A 16,812-nucleotide genomic window follows, 5' to 3' on the forward strand; every position below is an offset into this window, starting at 1 on the left:
ACCCGTATGCGTCAATGATGCTCGCTGCGGTGGACGCGGTAGCGGTCCAGCTTGTCCCAGTCCCATGCGATGCCCAGGCCGGGCTCGGCGGAGGGGATCGCCCGGCCCGCTTCCACGCGCATGCCTGACGTGGTCACCATATCCAGCTGCGGAATGTATTCCAGCCAGCGGCTGTTGGGCACGGCGCAGCATAGCGCCACGTGGATTTCCATCAGGAAGTGCGGGCAGACGGGCACGTTGTAGGCCTCGGCCATGTGGGCCACCTTCAGCCAGGGCGTGATGCCGCCGATGCGGCCCACGTCCACCTGCACGATGGAGCAGGCGCCGGCCTGCAGGTAATCCTTGAATTGCGACAGGCTGTACAGGGATTCGCCGATGGCGATGGGCACGGTGGTGGATGCGCACAGGCGCCGGTGGGCATCGACGTCGTCGGCGTGGATGGGCTCTTCGAACCATGCCACGTCCAGGGCTTCGAAGCAGCGGGCGCGCCGTATCGCTTCGCTCAGGTCGAAACCCTGGTTGGCATCGGTCATCACGTCCCAGCCGGGCCCGACGGCATCGCGCACGGCCGACAGCCTTTCCATGTCCTCGGCCACATGCGGCCGGCCCACCTTGATCTTGGTTCCGCCAAAGCCCGCTTCCTGGGCGCGCAGCGCCTCTTCCACCAGTTGCGCTTCATCCAGGTGCAGCCATCCGCCTTCCGTGTAGTACATCGGGATGCCGTCCTTCGCGCCGCCGGCCAGGCGGTGCAGCGGCAGGTTGGCGCGCCGCGCGCGCAGGTCCCAAAGGGCTGTATCGATGGCCGCCAGGGCGATCGACGTCAACGCGCCCACCGTGGTGGCATGCACGCGGAAAAACAGCGCCCGCCAGATGCCTTCGATATCGTCGGCGTCGCGGCCGATCAGCAGCGGCGCCAGATGATCGTCCAGCAGCCGCGCCACCGACGAGCCGCCCGTCCCGATGGTGTAGCTGTATCCGGTTCCCACCGCGCCGTCGGCGTCGCGGATGCGCACCATGGGCGTTTCCTGGCACTCGAAACTTTGCACGGCATCGGTGCGCTTGACCTTGGGTTGCAGATTCACCAGCAGGATTTCGACGGAAACGATGGCGGCCATGCGGACTCCTTGGGTGCCTGGATGAACGAAGACACCCTCGCAGACTGCATGATCCGGGCGGGTTCCGCGACCTAGGGTTATCACGTAGTTGTAAGGTCCGCTGACGAGCAGATAGGATGCCTGCAGCGGCGGCGCGCGATGGCTTGCGCCATGCCGCCATCACGCACAATAAAAGACGGACGACAACGAAGTTCGAGCGGCGCGCATCCCTTTGCCGCGCCGCCGCCAGGAGGAGCTCGTCATGCCGGATTCCCCTTCGGCCGCCCCGGTCTATCCCGACCTCGGCGGCAAGGTGGTGCTGTGCACGGGTGCGGCCCAGGGCATCGGCCGCGCCATGCTGGACGCGTTTGCCCGGCAGGATTGCCGGCTGGCGCTGCTGGATCTGAACGAAGCCGGCATGCAGCGCGCGGACGCCGAATTGCGCGAACGGCACCCCGGCGTCGAAACGCTGTGCCTGGCGGCGTCCGTGCGCGACGATGGCGCGGTGGATCAGGCCTTTCGCGCGGCCCGCGAGCGCTACGGGCGCATCGACATCGTCCTGAACAACGCGGGCATTTCGATGAACAAGCCTTCGCTGGAGCTGACCGGCGAGGAGTGGCGGCGCGCCATCGACATCGATCTGTCGGGCGTCTTCTACTGTTGCCAGTCTGCCGGAAAGATCATGGCGCGCCAGGGCGGCGGCGTCATCGTCAATACGGCGTCCATGTATGGCGTCGTCGCGGCGCCGGAACGGGCCGCCTACTGCGCGGCCAAGGCGGGGGTGGTGGCGTTGACCAAGTCGCTGGCGGTGGAGTGGGCCTCGTACGGCATCCGTGTCAACGCGCTATGCCCGGGCTATGTGCGGACTGCGCTCGTGGACGATCTGATCGCCCGCGGTGCGCTGGACGGCGAACGAATCGCCGCGCGCGCCGCCATGGGCCGCCTGGGCACCCCCGAAGAGATGGCCGAGGTGGCGCTGTTTCTGAGCTCGGACGCATCGCGTTATACGACCGGCCACGCCTTGCTGTCCGATGGGGGATGGACGGCGAACGGATATCTGTGAAGGACGTTGGATGCCGGAAACCAGAACATTGGCGCCGCGCGCCCCATGGGTGACGCTGGCCACGACGGAGCAGGACTGGGCGCAGGCCGAGCCGGCCCTGCTAGGCACGCTGCTGGCGCATTGCCAGATCATCCGCGGCTTCGAGGAAACGGTGCTGGCGCTGGCGGCCGAAGGCCTGGTGCATGGTCCGGCGCATTCCAGCATCGGCCAGGAGGGCGGCGCGGCGGGGTCCATCGTGGGTCTGACCGCGGCGGACGGCGTGAACGGATCGCACCGCGGGCATCACCAGTTCCTGGCGAAATCGCTGGCTTACCTGTGTCCCCAGGGCATCGACCCCAAGGGCGATCTGCCAGCCTCCGTGCCCGGCCTGCTGCAACGCACGCTTGCCGAGATTCTGGGTTTGGCGCAGGGATTCTGCCGCGGGCGCGGCGGGTCGATGCATCTGCGCTGGCCGGAAGCGGGCGCCTTGGGCACCAATGCCATCGTCGGGGGCGGCGTGCCGATGGCGGCAGGCCAGGCGTGGGCGAACCGGCACGCCGGCACGGACGCGGTCATGGTGACCTATTTCGGCGACGGCGCGATCAACATCGGTTCCGTATTGGAGACCATGAATCTGGCCGCGGCCTGGAAGCTGCCGTTGTGCTTTTTCATCGAGAACAATCGTTATGCGGTGTCCACGGGCGTCGAGGAAAGCACCGCCGAGCCGCGCCTGTCGGCGCGCGGCGGCGCCTTCAATATCCCCAGCTGGCACGTGGACGGCATGGACCCGCTCGCCGTGCACCTGGCGATGCAGGCGGCCCTGCGCCATATGCGCGCCGGCAAGGGGCCGACGCTGATCGAGGCGGATGTCTATCGCTTCTTTCATCAGAACGGCCCGTATCCCGGCAGCGCCTTCGGCTATCGCAGCAAGGAGGAAGAAAAGGCCTGGCGCGATCGCGATCCGCTGGCGTTGCTGGCGCGCCGCATGATGCAGCGCAGACTCATCACCCAGGCGCAGTTGGACGTGCTGCGCGAGCGGGTGGCGCAAGCGATGCGCGCCGCGGTCGAGGCCCTGGTCGAGCCCGATCCGCAGGCGGAGGAGGGCAAGCGGCGCATCCGCCCGGCCTTGTGGCCGGCGCCGGACTTTCGCGACGTGGGCATCCTCGGCGACCTGGGCGAGATGGAAAACGCGCCCGTCGCCGACCGGGACGGCTTTCACGGCGGCATCGCCGAATGCAAGTTCATCGACGCCGTGGCCGAGGTCATGGATCGGCGCATGGCGCAAGACGACCGCATCGTGGTGATGGGCGAAGACGTGCATCGCCTGAAGGGCGGAACCAACGGCGCCACGCGGGGCCTGGCGCAACGCTATCCGGGCCGTTGCCTGGGCACGCCCATCAGCGAGAACGCCTTTGTCGGCCTGGCAGGCGGAATCGCGCTGGACGGGCGCTACCGGCCGGTGGTCGAGTTCATGTACCCCGACTTCATGTGGGTGGCCGCCGATCAGGTGTTCAACCAGATCGGCAAATGGCGCCACATGTTTGGCGGCGGCGACGCGGTGCCGCTGGTGCTGCGCACCAAGGTGGCGATGGGAACCGGCTATGGGTCGCAGCATTCCATGGATCCGGCGGGAGTTTTCGTTACCTGCCCGGGCTGGCGCATCGTCGCGCCTTCCGATCCCTTCGACTACGTCGGCTTGATGAACGCCGCGTTGCGATGCCAGGATCCGGTGCTGGTGATCGAGCACGTGGACCTGTACAACGCCGAAGGGCCGGGCCCGGTGGACGACTACGACTACGTGCTGCCCGTCGGGCGTGCCGCGATGCGGCGGACCGGACCGGCTGTCACGGTGATCGCCTACCTGTCCATGGTGCGCCACGCGCTGCAGGCCTTGGATGAGGCCGGCATCGACGCCGACGTGATCGATCTGCGATGGCTGGACCGCGCCAGCCTGGATTGGGACACCATAGGCGCGAGCGTGCGCAAGACCAGCAATGTGCTGATCGTCGAGCAGGGCGCACGCGGGACCTCCTATGGCGGCTGGCTCGCCGACGAGATCCAGCGGCGCTATTTCGATTGGTTGGATCAGCCCGTGCAGCGGGTCACGGGCGCGCTGGCAGCGCCCAGTATTTCGCGCGTGCTCGAGCGCGCGGCCATCGCGCGCACGGAGGAAGTGGCCGAGGCGTTGCGCGAGGTCATGCGCAATAAAGGGGAGGCCTGATGGCGACACTGGTCCGGATGCCGGCGGTTTCGGCCAACGCCAAGGACGCTGTCCTGGTGGAATGGCTGGTGGGCGAGGGCGATGCCGTGCGGCGGGGCGACAGCCTGGGCGGCATCGAAACCGACAAGGCGGTGGTCGATCTGGAAGCCGAGTGCGACGGCCGGGTTGGCAAGCTATTGGTCGGCGCCGGCGCCCGCGTGGCGGTGGGCGCGCCGCTGGCCGTGCTGCTGGAGCAGGGCGAAACGGCGGCGGACGTGCCGGGCCTGCCGGAAGTTAACGGCGCGGATGCCGGGGCGCGCGACGGCGCAGGGCGGATCATGGCAAGTCCGCTGGCCCGGCGTCTGGCAGCGGACGCCGGCCTGGACCTGCGGACCGTGGCCGGCTCGGGCCCGGGCGGACGCATCGTCAAGCGGGACATCGAGCGCGCCAGGCAAGAGACGCCGTCGCGGCGGCAATCGCCATCACCGGTGCCGCCGCCCGTCATGGCAGGCGAAGCCGCTGCGGCGTCCGGCGGGAAGGGACAGACTCTACAGGACGATACATCGCCGACCGAGGCGCAAGCGGGCACGGACATCGACGTGATCCCGCACACCGCCATGCGCCTTGCCATCGCTCGCCGCCTGACCGAAAGCAAGACGACCATCCCGCACTTCTACCTGCGCGGAAGATGCCGCGCGGACGCCTTGCTCGCGTTGCGCGCACAACTGAACGCCGTGGCGCCGCGGCGGATATCGCTGAACGACCTGGCGGTGCGCGCCGCGGCCTGCGCGCTGCGCGACGTGCCCGAGATGAACGTGACATGGGCGCCGCAAGGCTTGCATCGGCACCGCCGTGCGGATATTGCCGTGGCGGTGGCGACCGACAAGGGTTTGATCACGCCCATCGTGCGCGCGGCCGACACGCTTGGCGTCGCAGCCCTGAGCGAAACCCTGGGGACGCTGGTGGCGCGCGCGCGGGAAGGCAGGCTTGCGCCGGTGGAGTACGAGGGCGGCAGCTTCGGCGTCAGCAATCTGGGCATGCATGGGGTGATGGACTTTGCCGCCATCATCAATCCGCCGCAGTCGGCCATGCTGGCGCTGGGCGCGGCGGCCCGGGAACCGATGGCTGACGGCGATGCGGTGGTCGTGGCGACGGTGCTGCGCTACACGCTGGCCGTCGACCATCGCGCCATCGACGGGGCCCTGGCGGCGCGCTGGCTGGCCCGCTTCACCCGCTACATGGAGCAGCCCATGGCGCTGCTCCTATGACGTGATGCCTTCCATGAGCCAATATGATTTTTCCGGGCGTACGCTGGTGCTGACCGGCGCGGCTGGCGGGATCGGCCAGGCCGTTGCGCGGCGCTTCCGCGACGCCGGCGCGAATCTGTGCCTGATCGATGTCGATGCGGCCGCGCTCGACGGGCTCGCGGCCGCCTTGCCGCAGGCGTCCGGAACGGTGCTTACGCTCGCGCTCGATCTGTCGGACCCGGCGGCGGCCGATACGGCGGCCGCCCGCATCGCGCAAGCCTGCGCCGGCGTGGACTTCCTGGTTCCGGCGGCGGGCATCTATCTGGCCGAGCCGTTTTCCGAAATGACGGACGAACAATGGCGGCGCACGCTGGCGGTGAACCTGGACGGGGTGTTCTACCTGACGCGGCGCCTGCTGCCGCTGCTCAATGCCGGCAGCGCCATCGTCAACGTATCGTCCATGGCCGCCCATCGGGGCGCGTTCTGCAATGCACACTACAGCGCGTCCAAGGGCGCGTTGCTGAGCTTCACCCGCAGCCTTGCGCGTGAACTGGGGCCGCGCACGCGCGTCAACGCCGTGTCGCCCGGGATCATCGAAACGCCCATGACGCAGGAATTGCTGAAAACGCGCGCCGATTCCTCGCGCCAGGAGTCCATGCTGAAGCGGCTGGGCCGCGCGGACGAAGTGGCCGCCGCCATTGCCTTCCTGTGCAGCGACGACGCCAGCTTCATCACCGCCGAGGTGCTGCACGTGAACGGCGGGCTCTACGTGTCCGGCTGACGCTGGGTCTTCCTTTTGCCGCCATCGATTGGCGGGCCGCGCTCGCAGGGGCCGGCGCTTACGTCATCAGCCAGCCGCCGGCCACGTCTATGACCTGGCCAGTGACGAAGCGCGCCTGGTCGGAAGCCAGGAACAGACAGGTGTCCGCGACCTCCTCGGGCGTGCCGAGCCGCCGCAGCGCCGTGGCGCTCGCAACGGCGTCGTTCACCGCCTGCGGCACGGTCTTCAGCAGCGGCGTGCTGATGCGCCCCGGGGCCACGCCGTTGACAGTGATGCCGTGCTCGCCCAGTTCGCCTGCCCAGTGGCGGGTCAGGCCGATCAGCGCCGCCTTGGTGGCCGCGTAATGGCCACCGACGATATCGCAATACGCCTTGCCCGCCACGGACGACATGTTGACGATGCGGCCCCAGCGGCGCGCCATCATATGGGGCACGGCCAGCCGGGCCAGATAAAACACGCTGTTCAGATTGACCTGGACCACGGCGTCCCATTCCTGCGGCGGCATTTCCCATACCTTCAGGGCGCGGCCGTCGGTCTTCGGAGAGATGCCCACGTTGTTGATCAGGATGTCGACGCCGCCCAGCGCCTGCGTCAGCGCTGCGTGGGCGGTCTGGCAGGCTTCGAAGTCGCGCACGTCGGCGTGGGCGAAGCGCACGGTATGGCCGGCCTTGCACAAACGAGCCTCGAAGGCGGCGCCGGCATGCGCGTCGCGGTCGATCATGGCTACCTTGGCGCCCTCGCTCGCCAGCGCGTGCACGATGGCAGATCCGATGCCGCCGACGGCGCCCGTCACGAGCGCGGTCTTGCCCGCGAAACGCAACCCGGCCGGGGCGGCCGCGGCATCGAGCCCGGCGGCCACAGCGTCCGCGCCGGCGGACGGGCTGTTGGCAGGGGTGGCATTCGACATGTCGGTGCGCCTTCGTCAATGTCCCAGGTAGGCCTTTTTCACGTGCGGATTGTTCAACAGCTCCTGCCCCGTGCCCGACAGGACGATGGCGCCGTTCTCCAGCACGTAGCCGCGGTCGGCCAGCCGCAGCGTTCGAAATACGTTCTGCTCCACGAGCAGGACGGTGACCCCATGCGCGGTGATATTGCGGATGATGTCGAACATCTGCTGCACGAGCAGGGGCGACAGACCCAGCGACGGCTCGTCGAACATGAGCAGCTTGGGATTGGCCATCATGCCGCGTGCGATGGCCACCATCTGCTGTTCGCCGCCGGAAAGCGAGCCGGCATACTGCCCCAGCCGCTGCCTGACGCGCGGGAAGATCTCCAGCACTTCCTCCAGCTTGCGCCGCACCAGCGGCCGGGCCGCGCGTTTGTAGGCGCCCATCAGCAGGTTGTCGCGCACGGTGAAATGCGGGAACAGCTGGCGGCCTTCCGGAATCATGGTGATGCCGGCATCGACGATATCGTACGGCGTGCGGTTGGTCAGGGGTTGGCCTTCGAACTCGATGCTGCCGCCCTGGCATGGCATGATGCCGCACAAGGTCTTCAGGGTCGTCGTCTTGCCCGCGCCGTTGGCTCCGATCAGCGTCACGATTTCCCCGGCCCGGACCTCGAAGTCCAGGCCGTTCAGCACTTGCGTCTTGCCGTAGCCCGCCCGCAACTGCGACACCTTAAGCATCCTGGTACTCCTTGCCCAGATAAGCCTCGATCACCGCCGGGTTCTCAACTACCTCGCGCGGCGTCCCGCTGACCAGCACGCTGCCTTCGTTGATCACGATGATGCGATCGGACAGCGCCATCGTGGCCCGCATCATGTGCTCGATCAACAGAATGGACACGCCGCTGTCGCGGATGCCGCGGATCAGCTGGATGGCGGCTTCGATGTCGGTGGGATTGAGCCCGGCCATGACCTCGTCCAGCAGCAGGATGCGCGGACGCGTGGCCAGGGCGCGCGCCATTTCCAGGCGCTTCATGCCGCCCACCGTCAGGTTGCGCGCCTCCGTATCCAGGAAGCGCGTCAAACGCGTGCGTTCCGCCACTTCGCGGGCGATCCGTTCCGCCTCGTCACGGTCGGCGGTGTGGATGAAGGCGCCCAGCATGATGTTTTCGAGCACGCTCAGCCCGGTGAAGGGCTGAGCGATCTGGAAGGTCCGGCCCAGGCCGCGGTGCGCGAACTGGTCGGGCGTGCCGCAGCTGACCCATTGCCCCTCTGCCGTGCGCAGCTGCACCGTGCCCTGATCCGGCGCAAGGAAGCCCGATAGCAGATTGAAGACAGTGGTCTTGCCAGCGCCGTTCGGCCCGATGATCCCCAGAATCTCGTGTTCGTGCAATGTCAGGGACACGTCGTTGGTGGCGCGCAGGCCGCCGAAGCGCTTGTGCAGGTGTTCCGCCTTGAGAATGGGAGCGCCGATGGGCCGGGCGGGCGCCGCCGGCATCGAAGCGGCGTCGGCCAGTTCCAGCGCTTCCTGCGGCTGGGCCGGCGGCGGCACGGCGGAAGGCAGGGGCGGGGCGGCGGCTTCGGCCAGGGGCGTGGACCAGCCGCCCGCGGCCGGCGCGGCGGCCAGGACCGCGACGCGCCGCTGGCGATCGCCCTCCGCGCGGCCGAGATAAGGCAGCCGCGCCAGCAGGCGCTCGATGACCGGGCCGAAGGCGCCCGCCAGGCCGCGCGGGATGGTCAGTACCACGGCCACCAGGATCAGCCCGTAGATCAGGCCGTGCATGCCGTTGCCGACCGCGCTTAGCCAGCCTCGCGCCAGTTCCGCGATGGGCAGCACGAGGAAGGTGCCGGCGATCGGTCCGGCCACGGTGCCGAGCCCGCCGATCAGTGCGAACATCGCTATCTGCACCGACAGGTCCAGGGAAAAGGCGGAGGCCGGGTCGATGAAGGTAAGGTAGGTGATGTGGAAGGTGCCGATGATGCTGGTCAGCATGGCGGACACCACCGCCGCGAGAATCTTCATCCTGACCGTGGGAATGCCCACGCTGCGCGCGGCGTCCTCGCGTTCGCGGATGGCGATCAGGTAGTGGCCCATGCGCGATTTGCGTATGGCCCACGATACCCAAAGCACCAGCACGAACAGCGCGAAGGCGATGATGACGTAATTGACCTTTTCGCGGAAAACGATCCAGGTCCAGCCGATGTTCAAGGGCAGGCTGATGCCGCTGGAGCCGCCCGTCCAGCTCTCCTCATGGATCACCAGCAGGCGGAAGACCTCCAGAATCGCGATGCTGGCCAGGGCGAAGAACGGGCCGCGCAGGCGCAGCGTGGGGTAGCTGATCACCGCCGCCACCACCCCGGACAACAGCGCGCCCGCCGCCATGCCGATCCACGGAGAAATCGCGAAGTTCTGGGTCAGCAGCGTGGCGGTGTAGCCGCCGATGCCGTAGAAAACGGCATGGCCCAGCGACAGCTTGCCGGCATAGCCGCCCACGATGTTCCAGGCCACCGACATGGCGGCAAAGACGAAGAGCAGGATGAACAGGTTCGTCCAGAACGGCGTGCCGGCGATCACGGGCACCGCGAACATCGCGGCCAGCAGGATCAGGCTGACGTAGCCCTTGGGGCTGCGGAAATCGGGGAACACGGGCAGCTCCTTGTTATTCCGTCCCGACGCCGAAGAGACCGGCGGGGCGCAGGACCAGAATCAGCAGGAAGATGCCGAAGTAGACGACCTCCTTGAGGTCCGGCGCGATGTAGTAGCCCGCCAGCGCATCGACCACGCCGATGATCATGGACCCGGCCACGGCGCCGTACAGGCTGCCCATGCCGCCCAGCACGACGATGACGAAGGCGGTCAGCACGAAATACGTGCCCACCGTCGGGAACACAGGATATTGCGGCGCCAGCAGGCCCGCCGCGATGCCGACGAAGGCCGTTCCCAGGCCGAACGCGATGACGTAGACCATCCTGACGTTCACGCCCATCAGCATGGCCGCGTAGCGGTGCTGCGCGACGGCGCGCAGCGCCCGTCCCAGGTAGGTCCGGTGCATGAAGACATGCAGCAGGATTGCCAGCACGATCGCGACCAGGAAGGTGATCGCTTGCCCGCTGACCATCGAATACTTGCCCAGCGCGAAAGCGCCGGTGCCTGTTTCGACGGGCGCGCGCAGCACGTTGGCGCCGAACACCACCAGCGCCAGGTTCAGCAGGATGGTCGACACGCCCACCGTCGCGAAGATCTGGATATGTTCGTCGCTGTTCAGCAGCGGCTGGATGATCGCGCGCTGCGTGAACGCGCCCAGCGCGAACATGATGATCGCTACCGGCGCCAGGCCGATGTAGGGATGCAGGCCGAACTGCATGGCCGCCAGGTAGACCAGGTACATGCCGACCATCAGGAATTCGCCGTGCGCGAAGTTGACCACGCGCACGACGCCGAAGATCAGCGTCAGGCCGAGACTGATGATGGTGTACGCGCCGCCCAGCAGCAGCCCGTTGATGATCAGCTGAACGAATATATCCATTGTGCAATCCCGCGATGGGGCGGCCCGGACGCCGCGAACGTCCGGGCCGCCGTCCGGCCTCTTCGTTTATTTGTTGAAGATCGGCTTGCCGAGCGCGAGATTGGGCGGCGAGATGGTGACGAGTTTGCCGTTATCCTGCCACTGCATCACATAGAACTCCGATGCATTGTTCTGGCCGTCCTCGCCGAAATCGAAGCCCCAGCCATTGGCGGTCTCACCCGGCTTTTTCTTGTAGGCCAGCACCGCGGCGCGGATCTTGTCCTTGTCGGTGGATTTGGCGTTGGCCATGGCTTCCAGAAAGGCCTTGGCGCCGACGTAGTTGGCCAGGCTGTGGCCGGATTGCGGATCGCTTTTGTAGGCGGTCTTGTAGGCCTGCAGGAACTTGTCGAGGCCCGGCGCGCCTTCCGGATTGATGGAAGCCTGGGGGAAGTCCAGGTCGAATACACCGTTCATGGCCGGCCCGACGGCCTTGGCGGTGTCCGCCAGCGAATAGCCGCCGCCTGCGCCGATCACGACCTTGGGCGTGAAGCCCGCCGATTTGGCCTGATTGAAATACAGGATGGCGTCGTTCTGGTAAGCCGTCTGCAGCACCACGTTCACGTTGGCGCCTTTCAATCGCAGGATCAGCGAAGACAGATCCACCGTCTTGGCGGAGTAGGGCAGGACTTCGGCCACTTTGTAGCCGAGCTCTTTGGCGCGCTGCTGCTCCGTCGCGGCAACGTCGGTGCCGTAGGGCCCGTCTTCGTGGATGATGCCGATGGTAATGTCCTTGGGGGACATGCCCATGCCGGGCGCGATCAGGTCATGCAGCGCGTTGACGACCGCATAGCCGTACTTGCCGGTGTTGGGATTGCTGCGGAACAGATATTTGTAGCCGCGCTGGGTGATCTTGTGCGCGGTTGCGCCGAGCTCGAAATACGGGATGCCCGCCAGTTCGGTGACGGGCGTGGCGGCGTATGAAATGCCGGACGCATAGCTGCCGAACACCGCAGCCACGCCGGATGACGTCAGGCGTTTGGTTTCCGACACCGCCTGGTTCGGGTCCACGGCGTCGGCCTTGATGATCTGGATTTTCTGGCCGTTGATTCCGCCCGCTGCATTGACTTCGTTGACCGCGATTTCCAGCCCGCGGAAGCTTTCCTGTCCAAGGAGCGCCAACGCGCCGCTGAAGGGGTAGACAGCGCCAACCTTGATATCGGCCCAGGCTCCGCCACTGAGTAGCGCGCCGCACGCGCCGACTGCCAGCGCCCATTTCCTGATGCTATGCATGTCTCGCTCCTTGATGTCGTTGTATGGCGATCGCACACCCTGGCAGCGCTAAACATATATGATATATTTTCCGCGCGGACGAACGAAAGCTGCCCAAATTCTGTCGTGGCCCCAGAAGCACGGTAAATGGGGGATTTCCCTAGCGATAAGGGCGGATGAAAACGGAGACAAGCCATGTTCGAAGACGTGGATTACCGCGGCAAAAAAGTCCTCATCACGGCTGGCGCCGACGGCCTGGGTCTTGAGATGACCCGCTGTTTTCACCGGGCAGGCGCCAGCGTCCTGATCTGCGATATCGACGAAGCGCGACTGGCGCAGGCCGCGCAAGACCTGCCGGGCCTGCATACCGCGATGGCCGACGTGGCCGACGAGGAAAGCGTGGACAAGTTGTTCGGCGTCGTCCAGGAAAAACTGGGCGGCCTGGATGTGCTGGTGAACAATGCCGGTATCGCGGGTCCGACCGGCTTTGTCGAAACGCTGTCCAAGGCCGATTGGGATCGCACGCTCGCGGTCAACATCACCGGGCAGTTTCTCTGCGCGCGGCGCGCGGTGCCGCTGTTGAAGCAATCGAAGGCGGGCGTCATGATCAATCTGTCGTCCGCCGCGGGCCACCTGGGTTTTCCGGGCCGCTCCGCCTACGCTGCGTCGAAGTGGGCGGTCATCGGCTTCACCAAAACGCTGGCATTGGAGCTGGGGCCTTACGGCATCCGCGTGAACGCGATTCTGCCGGGTGCCGTCGAAGGTCCGCGCATCCGCGCGGTGATCGAGGCGAAGGCCCGCGCGCTGGGACGTCCTGTGGAAGAGATCGCGGCGCAGTACGAGGGTCAGGCGGCCCTGGGCCGCATGGTCACCGCCCGCGACGTCGCCAATCTGGTGCTGTTCAACGCGAGCGAGGCGGCCGGCAATATCTCGGGCCAGGCGCTGGCCGTGGACGGCTTCACGCAAAAACTCTATTGAGGGAGGTGCGCCATGCCGACAGCGGCCATCGTGGGCGCCGGCTTGATCGGGCAGGGCTGGGCCATCGTCTTCGCGCGCGCGGGCTGGCAGGTGCGCCTGTTCGACGCCGAAGCGGAGCGGACGGCGCAGGCCCGCATGCTCGTCGTGCGCCAATTGCATGCGCTCCAGACCCATGGGCTCGCGCGCGATGCCGATGCCATCGCCCAGCGTGTGCACATCGCCGCGACGCTGGAAGAGGCGCTGGCGGGCGCCGCGTACGTGCAGGAGAACTGCCCCGAAGTCGTCGAATTGAAGCGCGAGCGCTTTGCCGCCTTTGACGCGCTGGCCGACCCGACCGCCATTCTGGCCAGTTCCACGTCGAGCATTCCCGCCAGCCGCTTCACGGAGCATCTGCGCTCGCGGCACCGCTGCCTGGTCGCACATCCCGTCAACCCGCCGTATCTGGCGCCCGTGGTGGAAATCTGCGGCGCGCCGTGGACGGACGCGTCCACTGTGGCGCGTGCCCGTGAAATTCTGGCGAGCGTGGGGCAGCGTCCGGTGGAAGTGCGCGCCGAGATCGAAGGCTTCATCCTGAACCGCCTGCAAGGCGCGCTGCTGCAGGAGGCGTTCCGCCTGGTGCGCGACGGCATCGCCAGCGTCGAGGACATCGATACCACGGTCAAGGACGGACTCGGTCTGCGCTGGTCCTTCATGGGGCCGCTCGAAACCATAGATTTGAATGCGCCCGGCGGCATCGCCGACTACTGCGCCCGCTATGGCGGCATGTATGCCTCCATCGCCGCGACCCAGGCGCAGCCGCCCGACTGGACGGAGGATCTGGTGGGCCAGCTCGCCCGGGAGCGGCGCGCCGTGCTTCCCGAAAAGGATCTGGCGCCGCGCCGTTTCTGGCGCGACGAGCAGTTGATGCGTTTGATGCGCCATAAACAGCCGAGCGGAGACACGAATGCCTAAGCCCAAGCAGAAGGTCATCATCACCTGCGCCGTCACGGGCGCCATCCACACGCCGAGCATGTCGCCGCACCTGCCCGTGACGGCCGATGAAATCGCCGAGGCCGCGATCGGCGCAGCTCGGGCGGGCGCCGCGGTGCTGCATTTGCATGCGCGCGATCCCCAGACCGGCAAACCATCGCAGGATCCCGCGCTGTTCGAGCCCTTTCTCAAGCGCATCAAGGCGGAAACCGACGCCGTGGTCAATATCACCACCGGCGGCAGCCCGCATATGACGGTGGAGGAACGCATGCGGCCCGCGGCGGTGTTCAAGCCCGAGGTGGCGTCGCTGAACATGGGCTCGATGAACTTCGGCCTGTTTCCCATGCTCGACCGGTTCAAAACCTTCAGGCATGAATGGGAAAGAGAGCATCTGGAAAACAGCCGCTCCCTGATCTTCCGCAACACCTATCAGGACATCGAGACCATTCTCTCGATCGGCAACGCCAATGGCACCCGCTTCGAGTTCGAGTGCTATGACATCAGCCACCTCTACAACCTGAAGCACTTCGTCGATCGGGGGCTGGTGAAGTCGCCGCCGTTCATACAGTCCGTGTTCGGCATCCTGGGCGGCATCGGTCCCCATCCGGAAGACCTGATGCACATGAAGCGCACCGCCGACCGCCTGTTCGGCGCCGACTACGAGTGGTCCATCCTGGGCGCGGGCCGCAATCAGATCCCCCTGGCCACGATAGGCGCCGCCATGGGTTCAAACGTGCGAGTGGGCCTGGAGGATTCATTGTGGATCGGGCCGGGCCAGCTGGCGCAATCGAATCGTGCCCAGGTCGAGCGTATCCGGACCATACTCGAAGCCCTGAATCTGGAGATCGCCACGCCGGATGACGCCCGGGAAAAGCTTGGCCTGAAGGGCAGGGAAAACGTGGCGTTCTGATACGGCGGTCAGGCGTGACGCAGCAGGGCGCTCGCAAGCCGGTCGACGTCCAGCGGGCGCTCGAAATTCGCGGCGTGGCGGGCTTTCAACGTCAGCGTGGCCGCGCGGCGCGCCTGTTCCGGTTCGACCGCCGTGGCGCCCAATTCGGACAGCGAAGCCGGCAGCCCCACCTTGCGGTACCAGGCGACGATGTCATCGCGCATGGCGTCCTGGCGTTGCTCGAGGTCCAGCTGCACGAGCAGCCCCAGGGCCACCTGCAGGCCGTGCGGCGATGTCGCCACGCCGTCGATGCAGGGCAGGCCCCGTGTCAGCGCGTGGGCGATGGACAGCCCGCCGCTCTCGAACCCCAGCCCGCTCATCAGGATCATGGCTTCGACGGCGCGTTCGAACGCCGGCGTGGGGCGGCCCCCGCCCGCGGCGGCCAGCGCCGCTTCGCCGTCGGCCAGCAGAGTCCGGAAACAGGCGTCGGCGATGGCCTGCGCGGTCAGGGTGGAGGCGCCGTCATACATATTGCGGCCCTGGCTGCGGGCACACTGTTCAGCCTCGAACTTCTTCGTAATGGCGTCGCCCAATCCCGCGCGGAAGAAGGGCGCCGGCGCCGTGGCGATGAGCGCGGTGTCCACGATGACGATGGTCGGGTTGAACAGCATGTGCTCGACGGCCAGCAGGCGATGATCGTCGTCGTACAGCACGTAGTTCTTGCTGGTGGGCGCATCGTTGGAAGCGACGGTGGGCACGGTGACCAGGTGGCAGTGCGCCGCCTTGGCCACGGCCTTGCCGGCATCCAATGCCTTGCCGCCGCCCGCCGCGATGACGAGGGGCGGCGGCGTTCGCAAGGCATCGCGGCGCAGGGCGTCGATCCGGGCCGGTGTGATGTCGCCTTCGACGCGCAATGGCGCGAGCGCGACGTCGTGTTTGCGGCAGATCGTTTGCAGCCGTTCGCCGATCAGCGTCCAGACATGGCCGTCGATGACCAGGGCGGCGCGCCGGCCGAACAGGGCCGCGCATTCGCCCAGGCTTTCGATGGCGCCCGGGCCCTGGATGTAGCGTGACGGTGCGCCGAAGATTCTGAACATGCGGTCTCCTTGCTCCTGCTCCTTGGATCGACCGCGACAGCGGCGCACGCCGCGCCTTCCGCGGCCTATTTGGCTCGCGTCGCCGCGGCCAGGGCTTCCTGCTCCTTTTCCTTCTCCACCAGCCAGTCGATCATGATCTTGCCGCCCCACACCAGATCGGCCTGGATGGCTTTTGCCGCCGCTTCGGGGTCGCGCGCCTTGAGCGCGGCCAGCACGGCTTCGTGCCTGTGCTGTCCGCCGGAGTAATCGAGTCCGGCGGTCTTCACGTGGAAGACCTTCAGGATGGGCCCCGTGATGACCCAGAAAGATTCCACCGTGTTCCTCAGGATCGGCATGCGGCTCGCTTCCAGGATGGCGAAGTGGAACTTGCGGTTCAGGTAGCTCGCCCGCTTGGGATCGGTCGACGTGCAGGCGATGAAGGCTTCCTGCAGCGCCACCAGGTTGTCCAACTGGGCCGGCGTGATCTTCGTGGCAGCTTCGGCGGCGCCCATGCCTTCGAGGTGAAAGCGGATCTGCTGGATTTCGCGCAGTTTTTCCGAATTGACGTAGGGCACATAGACGGCGGTGGCCGCCTGCATCTCCAGGCCTTGTTCGCTGATCAGGCGGAAGATGGCTTCGCGAACCGGCGTAATGGACACGCCCAGCTCCTGCGCCAGTTCACCGATGATGAGCCGTTCGCCAGGCTCGTACTGGCCGTTGATGAGCGCTTCCCGTATTTCGGTGTAGACCCGGACCGACAGGTTTTCTTTTTTGACGGGCTTGAGATTGGACATGACGAAACGGCGAGCCGCGAAGGAAAGGACGGAATTCTAGCGCCGGGCCGATGCTTGCCGTACGGTGCCTATATTATATAT

At 66.7% G+C, this 16,812-nt stretch carries 15 protein-coding genes; 7 read left to right on the forward strand and 8 right to left on the reverse strand.

Annotation, left to right across the window (positions count from 1 at the left end; translation table 11 throughout):
• Positions 1 to 11: 11 nt before the first annotated feature.
• The gene (locus tag CAL13_RS09495) at positions 12 to 1,115 is read right to left on the reverse strand and encodes a mandelate racemase/muconate lactonizing enzyme family protein (RefSeq protein WP_086072211.1); all 1,104 of its coding nucleotides are present in this window, start codon (positions 1,113 to 1,115) and stop codon (positions 12 to 14) included.
• 241 nt (positions 1,116 to 1,356) lie between these two features.
• Here CAL13_RS09495 and CAL13_RS09500 point away from each other — a divergent pair, with 241 nt between their 5' ends.
• From CAL13_RS09500 to CAL13_RS09515, 4 genes are read left to right on the forward strand one after another with little or no spacing between them, the layout of a single operon-like run.
• Entirely contained in the window at positions 1,357 to 2,157 is an 801-nt protein-coding gene (locus tag CAL13_RS09500) for an SDR family NAD(P)-dependent oxidoreductase (RefSeq protein ID WP_086072212.1), read from the forward strand.
• Between the two features lie 10 nt (positions 2,158 to 2,167).
• A complete protein-coding gene (locus CAL13_RS09505; RefSeq protein ID WP_086072213.1) occupies positions 2,168 to 4,357 on the forward strand; it encodes an alpha-ketoacid dehydrogenase subunit alpha/beta in 2,190 nt (729 codons plus the stop codon).
• The gene (locus CAL13_RS09510; protein ID WP_086072214.1) at positions 4,357 to 5,604 is read left to right on the forward strand and encodes a 2-oxo acid dehydrogenase subunit E2; all 1,248 of its coding nucleotides are present in this window, start codon (positions 4,357 to 4,359) and stop codon (positions 5,602 to 5,604) included. Before CAL13_RS09505 ends, CAL13_RS09510 begins: the two co-directional genes overlap by 1 nt.
• Before the next feature lie 13 nt (positions 5,605 to 5,617).
• Positions 5,618 to 6,364, forward strand: coding sequence for an SDR family NAD(P)-dependent oxidoreductase (locus tag CAL13_RS09515; protein ID WP_086073582.1), 747 nt, complete (start codon positions 5,618 to 5,620; stop codon positions 6,362 to 6,364).
• Positions 6,365 to 6,422: 58 nt separating this feature from the next.
• On the opposite strand, the gene CAL13_RS09520 is transcribed toward CAL13_RS09515, so the two are convergent.
• From CAL13_RS09520 to CAL13_RS09540, 5 genes are all read right to left on the reverse strand, one after another.
• Positions 6,423 to 7,271, reverse strand: coding sequence for an SDR family oxidoreductase (locus tag CAL13_RS09520; RefSeq protein ID WP_086072215.1), 849 nt, complete (start codon positions 7,269 to 7,271; stop codon positions 6,423 to 6,425).
• Between the two features lie 15 nt (positions 7,272 to 7,286).
• The gene (locus tag CAL13_RS09525; protein ID WP_086072216.1) at positions 7,287 to 7,991 is read right to left on the reverse strand and encodes an ABC transporter ATP-binding protein; all 705 of its coding nucleotides are present in this window, start codon (positions 7,989 to 7,991) and stop codon (positions 7,287 to 7,289) included.
• The gene (locus CAL13_RS09530; RefSeq protein WP_086072217.1) at positions 7,984 to 9,897 is read right to left on the reverse strand and encodes a branched-chain amino acid ABC transporter ATP-binding protein/permease; all 1,914 of its coding nucleotides are present in this window, start codon (positions 9,895 to 9,897) and stop codon (positions 7,984 to 7,986) included. Before CAL13_RS09530 ends, CAL13_RS09525 begins: the two co-directional genes overlap by 8 nt.
• A 13-nt stretch (positions 9,898 to 9,910) precedes the next feature.
• Entirely contained in the window at positions 9,911 to 10,777 is an 867-nt protein-coding gene (locus tag CAL13_RS09535; RefSeq protein WP_086057197.1) for a branched-chain amino acid ABC transporter permease, read from the reverse strand.
• Positions 10,778 to 10,843: 66 nt separating this feature from the next.
• Positions 10,844 to 12,046, reverse strand: coding sequence for an ABC transporter substrate-binding protein (locus tag CAL13_RS09540; protein ID WP_086072218.1), 1,203 nt, complete (start codon positions 12,044 to 12,046; stop codon positions 10,844 to 10,846).
• A gap of 174 nt (positions 12,047 to 12,220) precedes the next feature.
• Here CAL13_RS09540 and CAL13_RS09545 point away from each other — a divergent pair, with 174 nt between their 5' ends.
• The 3 genes from CAL13_RS09545 to CAL13_RS09555 are packed head-to-tail and all read left to right on the forward strand — an operon-like array spanning position 12,221 to position 14,882.
• Positions 12,221 to 13,003, forward strand: a complete 783-nt coding sequence (locus tag CAL13_RS09545; RefSeq protein ID WP_086072219.1) for an SDR family oxidoreductase — start codon at positions 12,221 to 12,223, stop codon at positions 13,001 to 13,003.
• A 12-nt stretch (positions 13,004 to 13,015) separates the two neighbouring features.
• Positions 13,016 to 13,954, forward strand: coding sequence for a 3-hydroxyacyl-CoA dehydrogenase (locus tag CAL13_RS09550; RefSeq protein WP_086072220.1), 939 nt, complete (start codon positions 13,016 to 13,018; stop codon positions 13,952 to 13,954).
• Entirely contained in the window at positions 13,947 to 14,882 is a 936-nt protein-coding gene (locus CAL13_RS09555; protein WP_086072221.1) for a 3-keto-5-aminohexanoate cleavage protein, read from the forward strand. The genes CAL13_RS09550 and CAL13_RS09555 overlap by 8 nt, the downstream gene beginning before the upstream one ends.
• A gap of 8 nt (positions 14,883 to 14,890) precedes the next feature.
• Here the strand turns inward: CAL13_RS09555 and CAL13_RS09560 are convergent, their stop codons facing one another.
• Positions 14,891 to 15,958 (reverse strand): glycerol dehydrogenase, encoded by a 1,068-nt coding sequence (locus CAL13_RS09560; RefSeq protein WP_086072222.1) that lies wholly within the window; start codon positions 15,956 to 15,958, stop codon positions 14,891 to 14,893.
• A gap of 65 nt (positions 15,959 to 16,023) precedes the next feature.
• A complete protein-coding gene (locus CAL13_RS09565) occupies positions 16,024 to 16,731 on the reverse strand; it encodes a GntR family transcriptional regulator (protein ID WP_086057203.1) in 708 nt (235 codons plus the stop codon).
• Positions 16,732 to 16,812 lie beyond the last annotated feature (81 nt).

The organism is Bordetella genomosp. 9, assembly GCF_002119725.1.
Taxonomy (GTDB): Bacteria; Pseudomonadota; Gammaproteobacteria; order Burkholderiales; family Burkholderiaceae_B; genus Bordetella_C.